Source organism: Streptomyces sp. NPDC111507 (genome assembly GCF_055638955.1).
In genome coordinates this window covers 207,872-223,782 of sequence record NZ_JBVKBU010000015.1, presented here as the reverse complement: position 1 = coordinate 223,782, position 15,911 = coordinate 207,872, and the positions used below count along the sequence as shown (strand labels likewise).

Here is a 15,911-nt window from a genome sequence, read left to right as displayed (position 1 = left end):
GCCCCGCATATTCGGCCCCGCGCATTCGGTCCCGCCTACGTGGTCCCGCCTACCTGGTCCCGCCTACCTGGTCCCGCCCACTTGGTCCCGTCCGCTCGGTTCCGCATTCCCCGGCGCCGATCCCCCGAAAACGGCTCCACCCGCCCGGAGGGGTTCCGCGGGAGCCGGCGCCCGGCGGGGCGGCATCGTGGTCTCGATCTTGAACTGCGGAGGCGGCGACAACTTGTAATCAGTCGGGGTGTGACCTGGGCCATAGAAGGATCTACGGCCCAGTCTGTCCCGCACACGTGTGCTCATCCGCGCCGGATGCAGCTCAACCTCTTGACGGGAGGTAACCCAAACAGCTCAGCTTAGAGTTCACTAGTTGGACATAGGCGGGGCCTCATCGTGGCGGCCCCGTACGCGGGAGGTCGTCGTGGAGACTCCGGGGTCGCAGTCGTCGCTGCACCGAGCCAATCTGGAGCGCGTCGTACGTGCGGTGCGCCTTGCCGGTTCGCTCACGCAGGCGGAGATCGCGAGGACGACGGGCCTCTCCGCCGCGACCGTTTCCAATATCGTCCGGGAACTCAAGGACGGCGGAACGGTCGAGGTCACCCCCACTTCGGCGGGTGGCCGCAGGGCGCGCAGCGTGTCCCTGAGCGGTGACGCCGGCATCGTCATCGGCGTCGACTTCGGCCATACGCATCTGCGCGTCGCGGTCGGGAACCTCGCCCACCAGGTGCTGGCCGAGGAGTCCGAGCCGCTGGATGTGGACGCGAGCGCCGCACAGGGCTTCGACCGGGCGGAAGAGCTGGTCAACCGCCTGATCGCGGCGACCGGGGTGGACCGGTCCAAGATCGCGGGTGTGGGGCTCGGCGTGCCCGGTCCCATCGACGTGGAGTCGGGGACCCTGGGGTCCACCGCGATCCTGCCGGGCTGGACCGGCGCGAAGCCCGCCGAGGAGCTGCGGGGGCGGCTCGGCGTGTCCGTGTACGTGGACAACGACGCCAACCTGGGCGCGCTCGGCGAGCTGGTCTGGGGCAGCGGGCGCGGGGTCAAGGACCTGGCGTACATCAAGGTCGCGAGCGGTGTCGGCGCCGGGCTGGTGATCGACGGCAAGATCTACCGCGGGCCTGGCGGCACGGCGGGTGAAATCGGACACATCACTCTCGATGAATCCGGTCCCGTCTGTCGCTGTGGCAATCGGGGCTGCCTGGAGACCTTCGCGGCGGCGCGCTATGTGCTGCCGCTGCTGCAGTCCAGCCACGGCACGGACCTGACCATGGAAGGCGTCGTCAGGCTGGCTCGGGAGGGTGATCCGGGCTGTCGTCGGGTGATCGCCGATGTCGGCCGTCACATCGGAAGCGGGGTCGCGAATCTCTGCAACCTGCTCAACCCGAGTCGGGTGGTCCTCGGCGGCGACCTCGCCGAGGCCGGCGAGCTCGTCCTCGGACCCATCAGGGAGTCGGTCGGCCGGTACGCGATCCCCAGTGCCGCACGTCAACTGTCGGTGCTGCCAGGGGCACTTGGCGGTCGTGCGGAGGTGCTCGGGGCCCTTGCTCTGGCGCTCAGCGAGATGGGCGATTCGACCCTTTTGGACGGATCGCTGTCCGCGGCGGCCCCTGCCTTCACTTAGAGAACGCATGGCACCGTTGCCATCTCGTTAAGTATTTACTTCTTGACGTCGCTCGCGTGGCCGAGTTGACTTCCAGCCACCTCGGCCGCAACGACGCGGCCTCGTCAGGGAGGTTTCTAGAGTGAACACGCGTATGCGTCGTGCCGCGTTTGCCGTTGCCGCTGGTGCGATGGCCGTTTCGCTGGCTGCTTGTGGCAGTGCCAAGGAGTCCGGTGGCAGCAAGAGCGACAGCTCCAGCTCCGCCAAGAAGGGCGACGCGATCAAGGTCGGTCTGCTCCTTCCCGAGAACCAGACCGCGCGTTACGAGAAGTTCGACAAGCCCCTGATCGAGAAGAAGGTCCAGGAGCTGACGAACGGCAAGGGCACGGTCCAGTACGCCAACGCCAAGCAGGACGCCACCACTCAGGCGCAGCAGGTCGAGACGATGATCACCGACAAGGTGGACGTCCTGATCGTCGACGCTGTGGACGCCGCGGCCATCAAGAACTCGGTCCAGAAGGCCAAGGACGCCGGCATCCCCGTCGTCGCCTACGACCGTCTCGCGCAGGGTCCGATCAGCGGCTACACGTCGTTCGACAACACGACCGTCGGCAAGACCCAGGGCGAGGCCCTCCTCACCGCGCTCGGCTCCAAGGCCAAGTCCGGCAAGATCGTGATGATGAACGGCTCGTCCACCGACCCGAACGCCGCCCAGTTCAAGGCCGGAGCCCACTCCGTCCTCGACGGCAAGGTGAACATCGGCAAGGAGTACGACACCAAGGACTGGAAGCCGGAGAACGCCAACGCCAACATGGAGGGCGCCATCTCCGCCCTCGGCAAGAAGAACGTCATCGGCGTCTACTCCGCCAACGACGGCATGGCCGGCGGTATCATCACCGCCCTCAAGGCGGCCGGCATCTCCGTCCCGGTCACCGGCCAGGACGCCGAGCTCGCGGGTGTGCAGCGCATCCTCGCCGGTGAGCAGTTCATGAGCGTCTACAAGTCCTACCCGCAGGAAGCGAACACCGTCGCCGAGATGGCCGTCGCGATCGCCCAGGGCAAGTCGCTCGACACCATCGCCAAGGACAAGGTCGACAGCCCGACCGACAAGGCGATCCCCTCGGTCATCGTCCCGGTCGTCTCGCTGACCAAGGACAACATCAAGGACACCGTCCTCAAGGACGGCTTCTACACGGTCAGCGACATCTGCACCGGCGCCTACAAGGCGAAGTGCGACGCGCTCGGCATCAAGTAGTCCGAGCAACTGAAGTAGCCGCCGCAAGTCTCTATCCACGTACGGGAATTCGTTCTTGAATTTCCGTACGGGACTTGCGTCATCGAAGCCCCTCCGGCGCCCCGCATCCATCAGCCCCGCAAAGCTAGGGCGGGGCGCCGGACGGAACACCCCCCCTCCACAAACTTCTGCACAACCTCCCGCCGGGTCAGGCGGCGAAGGAGATGGTTCACGTGTCCGCTACGCCTGTCCTGGCGTTGCGCGGGGTCTCCAAGCGATTCGGTGCCGTCCAGGCGCTCACCGATGTAGAGCTTGAGGTCCACGCCGGTGAAGTGGTCGCCCTGGTGGGCGACAACGGCGCCGGAAAGTCCACGCTGGTGAAGACGATCGCCGGCGTGCACCCCATCGATGAGGGCGCCATCGAGTGGAACGGCAAGGCCGTCCACATCAACAAGCCGCAAGACGCCCAGGGCCTCGGTATCGCGACCGTGTACCAGGACCTGTCGCTGTGCGACAACATCGACGTCGTCGGCAACCTCTACCTGGGCCGGGAGCTGAAGAAGCGCGGCATCCTGGACGAGGTCGAGATGGAGCGCCGCTCCCGCGAGCTGCTGGACACGCTGTCCATCCGTATCCCGAGCGTCCGCATCCCGATCGCCTCGCTCTCCGGCGGTCAGCGCCAGACCGTGGCGATCGCCCGTTCGATGCTCGGCGAGCCCAAGCTCGTCATCCTCGACGAGCCCACCGCGGCCCTCGGCGTCGAGCAGACCGCCCAGGTCCTCGACCTGGTCGAGCGGCTGCGTGAGCGCGGTCACGCGGTCATCCTCATCAGCCACAACATGGCGGACGTGAAGGCCGTGGCCGACAAGGTCGCCGTCCTGCGCCTCGGGCGCAACAACGGCATCTTCGAGGTCAAGTCGACCTCGCAGGAAGAGATCATCTCCGCCATCACGGGCGCCACGGAGAACGCCGTGACCCGTCGTGCGGCGCGCAGCAATGGGGAGGCTCAGAAGTGAGCATCGACAAGACCTCTGAGACCCCCGAGGACCACGTGGTGGAGAACCCCGAGGCGGCCGCCGCGGCGGTCACCGCGGTCGACCCCCGGCTCCTCGTGCGCGAGCAGGGACTCGCGGGCTACGCCTCCGAGTTCAAGCGCAAGATGAAGGCCGGTGACCTGGGCTCCATCCCGGTCGTCCTCGGCCTGGTCATCATCTGGATCATCTTCCAGAGCCTGAACTCCAACTTCCTCACCGCGGGCAACCTGTCCGACATCTCCGTCGCCATGGTCGGCACGGGCATGATCGCCGTCGGTATCGTCTTCGTCCTGCTGCTCGGTGAGATCGACCTGTCGGTCGGCTCGGTCTCCGGTGTCGCCGGCGCCGCGTTCGCGGTGCTGAACGTCACGCACGGCATGAACGAGTATCTGGCCTTCGTGCTGGCCATCCTCACGGGAACGGTCGCGGGCGCGATCCACGGCTTCGTGTTCGCGCGCATCGGTGTGCCGGCCTTCGCCGTCACGCTGGCCGGTCTGCTGTTCTGGAACGGCTTCATGCTCCAGATCCTGGGCAGCAACGGCACCATCAACCTGGACAGCAACGGCCTCGTCGCCAAGCTGACCAGCTACTACTTCACCGATGTCGCCGCCGCCTACGCGCTCGCCATCGGCGTCACCGCCGTGTTCTTCCTCAGCTCCTTCTACGGCAACAAGCGCCGCGAGGCCGCGGGTGTGCCGTCCCGGCCGCTGAGCGAGACCATCCTGCGCACCGCGCTGCTGGCGATCGTCGCCTTCGCCGTGGCGATCACCTACAACCAGTACAAGGGCCTTCCGCTGGCCGTGGTGATCTTCATCGCGGTGCTGCTGATCACGGACTTCGTGCTGCGCCGGACCGCGTACGGCCGGAAGATCTTCGCGCTCGGTGGCAGCGTCGAGGCCTCCCGGCGTGCCGGTATCAACGTGGAGATGGTGCGGATCTCGGTCTTCGCGATCTCCGGCACGTTCGCCGCCATCGGTGGTCTGTTCATCGCCTCGAAGATCGCCTCCGCCAACCAGGGCGCGGGCGCGGGTGACCTCCTGATGAACGCGATCGCCGCGTCGGTCATCGGTGGCACCAGCCTCTTCGGTGGTCGCGGTCGTACGTGGAACGCGCTGCTGGGTGTGCTGGTGATCGTGTCGATCCAGTACGGTCTGGCGCTGCAGGGCATCGCGTCGCCGATCCAGTACATGATCACCGGTGGTGTGCTTCTCGCCACGGTCGTCATCGACGCCGTCACGCGCAAGACGCAGAAGACGGCCGGTCGCGCGTAGCGGTTCGCGGGGAAGCCGCGGGCCGGCTGTGGCCGGCCGCGTGGTTCCCCGCGAACCTGCGGGGCGCGCTGCACGCAGCCCCCTTTGAACCTGTGCCCGGTGCCAATGGCGGTGCCGGGCACAGTCATGTCCGGGCGGAACATTAGACTCGACAGGCCCGGCAAAGCTCGAACAGCTCTACTGCAAGGAGGCACGGGTGCCGCTGCTGACCCGCATCAGGGGACCGCGCGATCTGGACCGGCTCAGCCTGGAGCAGCTGGACCAGCTGGCCGGCGAGATCAGGACCTTTCTCGTCGACGCGGTCTCCAAGACAGGCGGCCACCTCGGCCCCAATCTCGGTGTCGTGGAGCTCACCATCGCCCTGCACCGCGTCTTCGAGTCGCCGAAGGACAGGGTGCTGTGGGACACCGGTCACCAGTCCTACGTCCACAAGCTGCTCACCGGCCGTCAGGACTTCTCGAAGCTGAAGATGAAGGGCGGCCTGTCCGGCTATCCCTCGCAGGCCGAGTCCGAGCACGACGTGATCGAGAACTCGCACGCCTCCACGGTCCTCGGCTGGGCCGACGGTCTGGCGAAGGCCAACGAGGTGCTCGACAGGGACGACCACGTGGTCGCCGTCATCGGTGACGGCGCTCTCACCGGCGGCATGGCCTGGGAGGCGCTCAACAACATCGCGGACGCCAAGGACCGCCACCTGGTCATCGTCGTCAACGACAACGAGCGTTCGTACGCCCCCACGATCGGCGGCCTCGCGAACCACCTGGCGACCCTGCGCACCACGGACGGCTACGAGCGCTTCCTCGCCCGGGGCAAGGACCTCCTGGAGCGCACGCCGGTCGTCGGCAGGCCGCTCTACGAGACCCTGCACGGCGCGAAGAAGGGGCTCAAGGACTTCATCGCCCCGCAGGGCATGTTCGAGGACCTGGGCCTGAAGTACGTCGGCCCGATCGACGGCCACGACATCGAGGCCCTGGAGTCGGCGCTGGCCCGCGCCAAGCGCTTCGGCGGCCCGGTCATCGTGCACTGCCTCACCGAGAAGGGCCGCGGCTACCAGCCCGCGCTGCAGGACGAGGCGGACCGCTTCCACGCCGTCGGCAAGATCCACCCCGACACGGGCCTGCCGATCGCCTCCTCCGGCGCCGACTGGACCTCCGTCTTCGGCGAGGAGATGGTCAAGCTCGGCCAGGAGCGCAAGGACGTGGTCGCCATCACGGCCGCGATGCTCCAGCCGGTCGGCCTCGACAAGTTCGCCAAGGTCTTCCCCAAACGGGTGTACGACGTCGGTATCGCGGAGCAGCACGCCGCCGTGTCCGCGGCGGGCCTGGCGACCGGCGGACTGCACCCCGTCTTCGCCGTCTACGCGACCTTCCTCAACCGCGCCTTCGACCAGGTCCTGATGGACGTGGCGCTGCACAAGTGCGGTGTGACGTTCGTGCTGGACCGCGCGGGTGTCACCGGTACGGACGGCGCCTCGCACAACGGCATGTGGGACATGTCGATCCTTCAGGTCGTGCCGGGTCTCAGGCTCGCCGCGCCGCGTGACGCCGACCAGGTCCGCGCCCAGCTGCGCGAGGCCGTCGACGTGACCGACGCGCCGACCGTGGTCCGCTTCTCCAAGGGCGCGGTCGGTCCCGCGGTGCCCGCGGTGGGCCGGATCGGCGGCATGGACGTGCTGCGTGAGCCGGGCACCGACGTGCCCGACGTGCTCCTCGTCTCCGTCGGCGCCCTCGCCCCGATGTGCCTGGAGATCGCCGGCCTCCTCGACCAGCAGGGCATCTCCACGACCGTCGTCGACCCGCGCTGGGTCAAGCCGGTCGACGAGGCCATGGCCCCGCTCGCCGAGCAGCACCGCGTGGTCGTCACCGTCGAGGACAACTCCCGGGTGGGTGGCGTGGGCTCGACGATCGCGCAGGCCCTGCGCGACGCGGGCGTCGACGTCCCGCTGCGCGACTTCGGCATCCCGCCGCGCTTCCTCGACCACGCCTCGCGCGCCGAGGTCATGGCGGAGATCGGCCTGACCGCACCGGACATCGCCCGTCAGGTCACCGGTCTCGTCTCCAAGCTCGACGGCCGCTTCCCGGGGGCCGCCGCGCAGGCGGTGGACTCGGTGGAGCCCGCCCGAGACTGACGTACCACGATCGAACGCAGGTCCATTGGGCCGGTTTCGCCACCCCGCACGGGTGGCGAAACCGGCCCATTTGCGTGAACCCGACCGCATCGGGGCATGCGCGGAACACGCCCCCTCGATCATGTCGAGGACACCCAGCGTGGAGGTAGGCCCGTGAGCAGCACCCTCTTCAGGACGAAGAAGGTCGAACAGTCGATCTTGGACACTGAGGAGCCGGAGCACGCACTCAAGAAGTCGCTGTCGGCTCTGGATCTCACCGTCTTCGGCGTCGGTGTCATCATCGGGACCGGCATCTTCGTCCTCACCGGCAAGGTCGCCAAGGAGAACGCGGGACCCGCGGTCTCGCTGGCGTTCGTCGTCGCGGGTGTCGTCTGCGCCCTGGCGGCGCTGTGCTACGCGGAGTTCGCCTCCACGGTCCCGGTGGCGGGGTCCGCGTACACCTTCGCGTACGCCTCGCTCGGTGAGCTGCCCGCCTGGATCATCGGCTGGGACCTGGTGCTGGAGTTCGCGCTCGGTACGGCGGTGGTGGCCGTCGGCTGGTCGGGGTACGTGCGCTCGCTCCTGGACAACGCGGGCTGGCATCTGCCGGGCTATCTCAGCGGGCGTGAGGGGTCCTCCGGGTTCGGCTTCGACATCCTCGCCGCCGCGCTGGTGCTGGTGCTCACGGCGATCCTGGTCATCGGCGTGAAGCTGTCCGCCCGCGTCACCACGGTCGTCGTCGCCATCAAGGTCACCGTCGTGATGATCGTGATCATCGCGGGCGCCTTCTTCATCGTGGGCGACAACTACACGCCCTTCATCCCCAAGGCGCAGGCCCAGGAGGCGGGCGGCAGTCTCAAAGCCCCGCTCGTCCAGCTCATCTTCGGCTACACACCCACCAACTTCGGCGTGATGGGCATCTTCACCGCCGCCTCCGTCGTCTTCTTCGCCTTCATCGGCTTCGACGTGGTGGCGACGGCCGCCGAGGAGACCAAGAACCCGCAGCGGGACATGCCGCGCGGCATCCTGGGCTCGCTCTTCATCTGCACCGCTCTCTACGTGGCCGTGTCGATCGTCGTCACCGGCATGCAGAGGTACGACCGGCTGTCCATCGACGCCCCGCTCGCCGACGCCTTCAAGGCGACCGGGCACCCCTGGTTCGCGGGCGTCATCAGCTTCGGCGCCGCCGTCGGTCTGACCACGGTCTGCATGATCCTGTTGCTCGGCCAGACCCGGGTCTTCTTCGCGATGAGCCGCGACGGACTGCTGCCGCGGTTCTTCTCCCGGGTCCACCCCAGGTTCCGCACCCCGCACCGGCCGACCATCCTGCTCGGTGTGATCATCGCGATCGTGGCGGGCTTCACCAGCCTCAGCGAACTGGCCGAACTGGTCAACATCGGTACGCTCTTCGCCTTCGTCGTCGTCGCGATCGGCGTCGTCATCCTCCGCCACACCCGCCCCGACCTGCACCGCTCCTTCCGCACCCCGCTGGTCCCGCTCGTCCCGGTCGTCTCCGTCCTCGCCTCGCTCTGGCTGATGCTCAACCTGCCGGCCGAGACCTGGCTGCGGTTCGCGATCTGGATGGTGATCGGCTTCGTCGTCTACTTCCTGTACGGCCGCTCGCACAGCCGTCTCGGGCGGCACGAGGAGACGAACGAGGCCGCGGTGCACCGGCCGCGCCCCCACACCCAGTGATCGGCCCCTATTGATGCTCCGGCCCCGTATGTCCCGCTTCGGTGGATACCGCGGGGCCGGATAGCGTGCACCGTATGCTCGCCGGGCTCCTGGAAACACCACGCTCCGCAGCCGCGTCACGGATGTCGGGCCCCGGCTACTGGAGACGGCTGCTGCCCGTCCTCGGGGTGCTGGTCTGTCTCACCCGGGCCCCCTCCTTCGTACGGCCGCTGTGGAACCCCGACGAGGGCTATCTCGCCGTACAGGCGCGGATACTGGCGGGCGGGGGAGAGCTGTACGAGACCGTCGTGGACCGCAAGCCGCCGCTCGTGCCGTGGCTGTACGAGGCGGCGTTCGCGGTGTTCGGCTCCGGTTCGCTGACGTCCGTGCGCGTCCTCGCGATCGTGGCCCAGTTGTCGACCGCCGTGCTGCTGGCCTCGCTGGCCCGGCGTCGCTGGGGCGATCCGGCCGGGCGCACGGCCGGGGTGCTGTACGTGCTGGTCTCGATCGGGCTCAACCCCGAGGACGCGCAGGCGGCGACCTTCGAGGTGTTCATACTGCCCTGTACGACGGCCGCGATGTGGTGCGCCGACCGGTGCCGCTGGGGCGCCGCGGGGGTCGCCGTGGCGTGCTCCTTCCTGGCCAAGCAGACCGGTGGGGTAGTGCTCGTGCCGGTGCTCTGGATGCTGTGGCGGCAGCAGACGCCACCCCGAAAGGGCCTGCTGTGGCTGGGAGTTGGCGTGGTCGCCCCGGTGCTCGGCGCGGCGCTGCTCACCACCCCGGCGGGTTTCCTGTTCTGGACGGTCACCGGTTCGGGTGCCTACGTCTCCTTCACGGGCTCCGAACTCCACGTCCTGTCACGGGGGTTGACCAACACGGGGATCCTCGCGGCGGCCTGCGCGGGCCTGATCCCGCCGATCCTGCGGGCGCTGTGCGTGGCTCGCACCGGCGCGGCCGAACTCTGGCTGTGGCTCGGCTCGTCGGCGGTGGCGGTCCTGGTCGGCTTCCACTTCTTCGGCCACTACTACCTCCAACTCATCCCGTCCGTGGCCCTGTTGGCGACGGCCGCGCTCCAGATCCTGCCCCGCGACCGCCTGCTGACCGCCGTCTTCGCCTCGGTCGGCTGCTGCGCGCTGTTCCTGGCCTGGGGCCTGCTCGAGCCGCGCCCCGAACTCGGGCACGCCCAGCGCCTCGCCGCCGCCCTGGACGACCGCACGGATCCCGGGGACCGCGTCCTCGTGTGGGGCATACACCCGGAGACGTACTGGCTGGCGAACCGGACCCCCGCCAGCCGCTATCTGACCGCCGGGCTCCTCACCAACTACAGCGGGGGCCGCGACGGTCCCCAGGTGGGCGAGAAGTACGCCGTCGAGGGCGCCTGGCCGGTGTTCCGCGCGGAACTGACGGCCCACCCACCGGCCCTCGTCGTCGACGACTCCCGGGGCAAGCCGTACGCCCCCGACCGGGTCAGCTCGCTGCGCCGGTTGCTGGCCGCGGGCTACGAGGAGGCGGGCACGGTGGACGGGGCGGTGCTGTACGCCCGCGCGGGGCGGCCGGACTGACGCCGGGGCCGCGCCGCGCGCCCGGCTCGCCCCACCCGCTCGCCCGCCGACCTGCTCCGGCTCACCGTCGCGCGCCGGCTCAGGAGGGCCCCCGTACCATCCGGGGTCCCGCCACCTCCGCGCCCGACTCGGTCACCCTGCGCCGCAGTTCACGGTCCGCCGTGATGACCAGGACGGGGCGGTCACCGGCCTCGGTCACCACCTCCACGATGCGGTCGTCGCCGCTGCCGGGTGCCGCCACGACCCGAACACCGGCGACGGACTCCACACCCCTGGCCGCGCCCTCCACCACGAGGACCAGCTCCACCGGACCCTCGTGCCCGGCCAGTCCGTCCCGGGCGAGCCGGTCCCGCAGCCGCTCCGCGGCACCCCGGCGATCGCGCCACCAGCCGTCGGGGACGGAGCCGACGACGTTGGCGGCGTCGATGATCACGAGCAGAGGCTGGTCGGTCATCCGGCCAGCGTCGCACGAGCAGCCTGGGGACATCCGTTTGCACCGTCGTTTGAACGGCCGTCACGGGGGCTTGAGGAAACGTTCATCCTATGATGGGGCGCGCTCGGCCTCCCGCGTGCCCGCACGCGGAGGCGGCAGGGGAGCCGCGCCGAGTGTCATGGGAAAGGGCAGGTCACGTCATGCGGACCAGATCCGGGCGCGCCGCCGTCCGGGGCAGAGCGAAGGTCGACGCCGACGCACCCGGGGGAGTCGGGCGGCACGTGGCGGACACCGTGGTCGGCGGCCCCTGGCTGGTCCTCGGCAAGGACGGCAAACTCAGCGCGTACGCCCACGGCCGTGCGGGGCTGCTGCGCTGGACCGAGGCCCGGCGGGGCGGCTCGCGGTGGACGGGCCCGGACGTCTTCCCGGCGGCCGATCTGACGTGGGTGTCCGTGGCCCAGGGAGCCGACGGCTACGTCCACTTCCTCGGCCGGCGCGAGGTCCGCAAGGGGGACGGACCGCCCGCTGTCGAGATCGTCCACGCCATCCAGTACCAGACCGACCGCCCCGTCACCGAGTGGCGCTCGCTGGGCAATCCGCACAAGGACCGGGACAAGGCGGCGCGGCTCGGCGTGCCGTCCGCAGCGGTGAGCCCGGACGGCACGGTGCATGTCTTCGTGCGCAACGCCGGGGGCGGCGTGATGCTGCGCCGGGAGCTGCCGGGCGGCAAATGGGGCCCCTGGACCGACCTGAAGGGCAGCCGCGTACAGGATCCGGTGGCCGCGGTGGTCCATCCCTCCGGTCGTGTGGAGGCGATGGCCGGGGGTGACGGCTGTGTCATGCGCTGGGTCCAGGAGGAGCCCGGCGGGGACTTCCGGCAGGCCCCGAACATCCCGCTCGCGGTGGCTCCCGGCAGCGCCGTCGCACTGGCGACCGGGCCCGACCGGGCGACGTACTACTGGACCGACCCGGCCACCGGCGGGATCGTCGCGCACCGGCCGGGGAGTTGGGTGATCCCGCTGGGCGGCGCGCCGGCCGGGGAACCCGTGGTGGCACTCCGCGCGGTCCTCGACGGCTACGACTGCACGGTGCTGGCCCATCGTGACCTCGACGGTCAGCTCATGCTGGCCGCCTGCGGCACGGAGAACGAGCAGGCCGGGCTGTGGTGGTCACCCACCGGCGAGCGCGGCGTGGGCGCACCGGCGGCGGCCCTCGACGCGTACGGGCGTGTCGTGCTCGGGATGATCGGCGCGGACGGTGCGTTGTGCGTCGCGCGGCAGAACGGTGACGGGGGTCTGGTGATGGCCCCGTCCATCCGCCTCTGACGGCGTCACCGGCGGAGCGTCATCGGCGGGCTGGATCTGGCGGAGTGTCATCGGCGGGCCGGACCCGATGGAGCGTGATCGGCGGGTTGGACCTGGCTGGGCGGTCATCGGCGGGTTGGGCCCGGCGGAGCGCCACAGGCGGACCGGACCCGGCGGAGCGCCACAGGCGGACCGGACCCGGCGGAGCGTCACCGGCGGGCCGGACCCGACCGACCGCCACCCACGGACCGCCACCCACGGACCGCCACCGAAGGACCGCCACCCACGGATCGCCACCGAAGGACCGGCACCCAAGACCTGGACCGGGCGCGCCGTTTCTGCTCCGAGCGGCTCGGTGCGGACGGGTTCCGCAACGCACCGGGCCCCGCGCTGAGTCCGGCCCGTTGCCCAGCTCCTGGTGTTGTCACCGCAGGGCGTCGGGAGGGTCGGCCGGTGCGGGTTCCGCACGCCGGCCGTCAGGACTTGGTGCCGCCCGTCGCGGGTGACTTCTTGGCCGACTCGGGGACGGTCTCGTCCTCGCGCAGGGCCTTCCAGAGTCGGCCGGCCTGCGGTTGCGCGGCCACGACCCGGTTGGGGTCCTGGGTGTCGTACTGGACGGGCAGCATGATCGTTTCCATGCTGCCGGGGTCGATGGCCTTGAGGCTGCCCCCGTACTTGGCGAGCTTGGTGAGGGAGCCCAGACCGGAGTCGGTGGTCAGCGCCTTGGTGGCGGAGCTGGCGATGTCGTACAACTTCGTCGGGCTGCCCAGCACATCCTGGCGCTTGACCTCGGCGAGCACGGCGAGCATGAACTTCTGCTGGAGACCGATGCGGCCGAGGTCGCTGCCGTCGCCGTAGCCGTAACGGGTGCGGACGAGCTTGAGGGAGTCCGTCCCGTCCAGGTGGTGGGTGCCCGCGGTCAGGTCGAGGGCGGTCTTGGAGTCCTTGATCGCCTCGTCGAGCTTGATCGTCACCCCGCCGAGGGCGTCCACGAGGTCCTTGAACCCGGCGAAGTCGATCTCCATGTAGTGGTCCATGCGGATGCCCGAGATCGACTCGACGGTCTTCACCACGCAGGTCGGACCGCCCAGTGAGTAGACGGAGTTGAACATCACGCGCTTCGCCGCGGGCAGTCGTCCGCCGGAGGCGGTGGTGCAGGCGGGGCGGCTGACGAGCGTGTCGCGGGGGATGCTCACCGCGGTCGCGCGCGTGCGCCCCTCGGGTATGTGCACCACCAGCGCGGTGTCTGAGCGCGCGCCGCTCACGTGCCCGGTGTTGAGGGAGGCGTTGGCGCCGGACCGGGAGTCCGAGCCGAGCACCAGCAGATTCTGGCCACTGGTCGGCACCTTCTCGGGGCGGTCGTCCCCGAGCGCCTTGTCGATGTCGACGTCGGAGAGGTTCGAGTTGAGGCTCTCGTACATCCACCAGACCGTTCCGCCCGCCCCGAGCAGGACGACGGCCAGGCCCAGGGCGATCCAGCGCCACACCCGGCGGCGCCGCGGCGGCTTGCCGTCGCGCTTCGACGGCGCGCGCCTGGATCTGCGGGGGCCCGACTCCGTCTCCGTCAGGGCGTGCGTCATTCCGCGGTGTCCTCTCGCTGCCGGCTCGGTGCCGAAAATCGAACGGGGGAGGGCACGAGTGGGGGGAGAGGCCGGGCCCGAGGCGGCTCACGTGCCGCGATGTGGCTGAACTATAGACCGACTTTCGAACAAGCTCGGCGGCGGCCGATTCATGAGGGCGTTACCGGAGGTTCACCCCAGGCATGGACGGCTGTGTGTTTTCTGTCATTTGTAATCACTGTTGACAGTTGATGATTCACCTAGTGATGATGTGCCAGACCTGTGAAGGTTAAAACTTTGGTGTGAATGGCGCCGTCGCTGTTGACGGTGTGGACGTGGTCGCGGATTCGAGCCGGGGGGCACGAGGGCGGGCGACCGTGAAGGTGCTCGCCGTCGGTTTCCGGCCAGGCGAGGAATGAGGAGGGTGGCTGTGCCGCTGCATGCGTCTGCCCATGAGGGGCAGCGGGTGTGACGACCGTTTCCGACCCCGCCGTCCATCGGGCGGTGGGTGACTCCGGCGGTGCCTCGGGGGCTCGCACCGGTGCCGCCGGGCAGGCCTCCGCCCGGCCGGGGCACACCACGCCCGACCCCGAACGGGGCGACGTCTACGTCGAGCCCGGCCTGACCCCGCTCTCCGCCCGCGAGGCGAACCGCAGCGCCCTCACCGCACTGCTCGCCACGGCCGGCGTCGGGTACTTCGCGGTGCGCGGCACCTCGGACCACGGCACCGTCGTCGCCGTCGCCGAGGAGGACCGCGAGCGGGTGCTCGGTGTGCTGTTCCGGGGACTGAGCCAGTACCCGGGACACCTGAGCGTCACCGATCCCGACAGACCCCGCCAGGCCGGCCCGGTCTCCTCGCGCGACCCGAAGGCCTGGCGCGAGGTCGCCACCGCGCGCGTCCTCCAGGTCAGCTGGTCGCGCACCGACCCCGGCCGCCATCTGCTGCTCGGCCACGAGTACGGCTGCGCGATCGAGTTCTGGCAGCGTCAGGGCACCCATCTCGTGGCGCCCCGCGCCAACCGCGTCACCTGGGCCGTCGCCGCCGACGGCGTGAACGTCCTGGGCGCCGCCCGGCTGTTCAGCCGGTTCGTGTCGGACTGGACCGAGCGCCGCCTCGCGCCCGCGCTCGCCACCCGGCCCGAGTTCCTGGTGAACTGCGCCGACGACATCGCCTTCCCCGTCGACGCCGTCTACACCTGGGTGGACGGCAACGATCCCGCCTGGAAGCAGCGCAAGGCGCAGGCGAAGGGCGAGGTCTACCACGCGGAGTCGGCGAGCGACGCGCGCTTCATCAGCCGCGACGAGCTGCGCTACTCGGTGCGCTCGCTGCACCTGTTCGCGCCCTGGATCCGCAACGTCCACATCGTCACCGACGACCAGGTCCCGGACTGGCTGCGCGAGGACCTGCCGGGTGTGCGCATCGCCACCCATCGCGAGATCTTCCGCAACCCCGCGGACCTGCCGACCTTCAACTCGCACTCGATCGAGAGCCAGCTCCACCACATCGAGGGGCTCGCCGAGCACTTCCTGTACTTCAACGACGACATGTTCATGGGCCGCCCGGTGGCGCCGCACGCCTTCTTCACCCCGAGCGGCACCGCGCGCTACTTCCCCTCCCGCAACCGCATCCCGCAGGGGCCGGTCGTCGCGACCGACACGCCGGTCGACGCGGCCTGCAAGAACAACCGCGCGCTATTGAAGAAACGTTTCGGCAGGGTGATCACCCAGCCCATGGAACACATCCCGTACGCCCTGCGCCGCAGCGCGATGGAGGAGGCCGAACGGGACTTCCCCGAGGCCTGGGCGCGGACCTCCGCGAGCCGCTTCCGGGCGATGACGGACCTCTCACCGACCTCGTCCTTCGCGCTCTACTACGCGGCGCTCACCGGACGGGGCCAGCCGGGCTCCATGCCCTTCACCTATCTGCAACTGGCCGTGCCCGACCTGGCCGAACGGCTGCAACGACTGCTCGACGGCAGGGACCAGGACACCTTCTGTCTCAACGACGCCTTCTCCACACCCGAGGACATCGAGGCCCAGCAGGAACTGCTGGACGGATTCCTCAACGCCTACTTCCCCACCCCGAGTCCCCACGAGATCAGCCCAGACCCCGCCGGTCCCCACGAGCGATGAAACGGA

Annotated in this window: 11 protein-coding genes; 9 read left to right on the top strand and 2 right to left on the bottom strand. The window is 69.7% G+C overall.

What is annotated here, in order from left to right:
- Positions 1 to 415: 415 nt before the first annotated feature.
- From ACZ7M2_RS40820 to ACZ7M2_RS40790, 7 genes are all read left to right on the top strand, one after another.
- A complete protein-coding gene (locus ACZ7M2_RS40820; protein ID WP_471599623.1) occupies positions 416 to 1,615 on the top strand; it encodes an ROK family transcriptional regulator in 1,200 nt (399 codons plus the stop codon).
- Between the two features lie 133 nt (positions 1,616 to 1,748).
- Positions 1,749 to 2,849 (top strand): sugar ABC transporter substrate-binding protein, encoded by a 1,101-nt coding sequence (locus ACZ7M2_RS40815; RefSeq protein ID WP_471599643.1) that lies wholly within the window; start codon positions 1,749 to 1,751, stop codon positions 2,847 to 2,849.
- Positions 2,850 to 3,052: 203 nt separating this feature from the next.
- Positions 3,053 to 3,844: an ATP-binding cassette domain-containing protein gene (locus ACZ7M2_RS40810; RefSeq protein WP_352048044.1), complete on the top strand. Its 792-nt coding sequence runs from the start codon at positions 3,053 to 3,055 to the stop codon at positions 3,842 to 3,844.
- Complete coding sequence (locus ACZ7M2_RS40805) at positions 3,841 to 5,133, top strand: sugar ABC transporter permease (RefSeq protein WP_352048045.1); 1,293 nt, start codon at positions 3,841 to 3,843, stop codon at positions 5,131 to 5,133. The genes ACZ7M2_RS40810 and ACZ7M2_RS40805 overlap by 4 nt, the downstream gene beginning before the upstream one ends.
- A 196-nt stretch (positions 5,134 to 5,329) precedes the next feature.
- Positions 5,330 to 7,261: a 1-deoxy-D-xylulose-5-phosphate synthase gene (gene dxs / locus ACZ7M2_RS40800; RefSeq protein ID WP_403701192.1), complete on the top strand. Its 1,932-nt coding sequence runs from the start codon at positions 5,330 to 5,332 to the stop codon at positions 7,259 to 7,261.
- A 153-nt stretch (positions 7,262 to 7,414) separates the two neighbouring features.
- Positions 7,415 to 8,935: an amino acid permease gene (locus ACZ7M2_RS40795; RefSeq protein WP_471599622.1), complete on the top strand. Its 1,521-nt coding sequence runs from the start codon at positions 7,415 to 7,417 to the stop codon at positions 8,933 to 8,935.
- A gap of 74 nt (positions 8,936 to 9,009) precedes the next feature.
- Complete coding sequence (locus ACZ7M2_RS40790; RefSeq protein ID WP_471599621.1) at positions 9,010 to 10,476, top strand: ArnT family glycosyltransferase; 1,467 nt, start codon at positions 9,010 to 9,012, stop codon at positions 10,474 to 10,476.
- A gap of 79 nt (positions 10,477 to 10,555) precedes the next feature.
- Here the strand turns inward: ACZ7M2_RS40790 and ACZ7M2_RS40785 are convergent, their stop codons facing one another.
- Positions 10,556 to 10,930 carry a PIN domain-containing protein gene (locus ACZ7M2_RS40785; RefSeq protein WP_471599620.1) on the bottom strand — a complete coding sequence of 125 codons (375 nt, stop codon included), beginning with the start codon at positions 10,928 to 10,930 and terminating at the stop codon, positions 10,556 to 10,558.
- A 179-nt stretch (positions 10,931 to 11,109) separates the two neighbouring features.
- Between ACZ7M2_RS40785 and ACZ7M2_RS40780 the strand changes: the two genes are divergently transcribed.
- Positions 11,110 to 12,234 carry a PLL family lectin gene (locus ACZ7M2_RS40780; RefSeq protein WP_471599619.1) on the top strand — a complete coding sequence of 375 codons (1,125 nt, stop codon included), beginning with the start codon at positions 11,110 to 11,112 and terminating at the stop codon, positions 12,232 to 12,234.
- A 455-nt stretch (positions 12,235 to 12,689) separates the two neighbouring features.
- Here ACZ7M2_RS40780 and ACZ7M2_RS40775 read toward each other — a convergent pair whose 3' ends face one another.
- Positions 12,690 to 13,793, bottom strand: coding sequence for an LCP family protein (locus ACZ7M2_RS40775; protein ID WP_471599618.1), 1,104 nt, complete (start codon positions 13,791 to 13,793; stop codon positions 12,690 to 12,692).
- A 447-nt stretch (positions 13,794 to 14,240) separates the two neighbouring features.
- On the opposite strand from ACZ7M2_RS40775, the gene ACZ7M2_RS40770 reads away from it, so the two are divergent.
- Positions 14,241 to 15,905 carry a stealth family protein gene (locus ACZ7M2_RS40770; protein ID WP_471599617.1) on the top strand — a complete coding sequence of 555 codons (1,665 nt, stop codon included), beginning with the start codon at positions 14,241 to 14,243 and terminating at the stop codon, positions 15,903 to 15,905.
- The last annotated feature ends 6 nt before the right edge of the window (positions 15,906 to 15,911 follow it).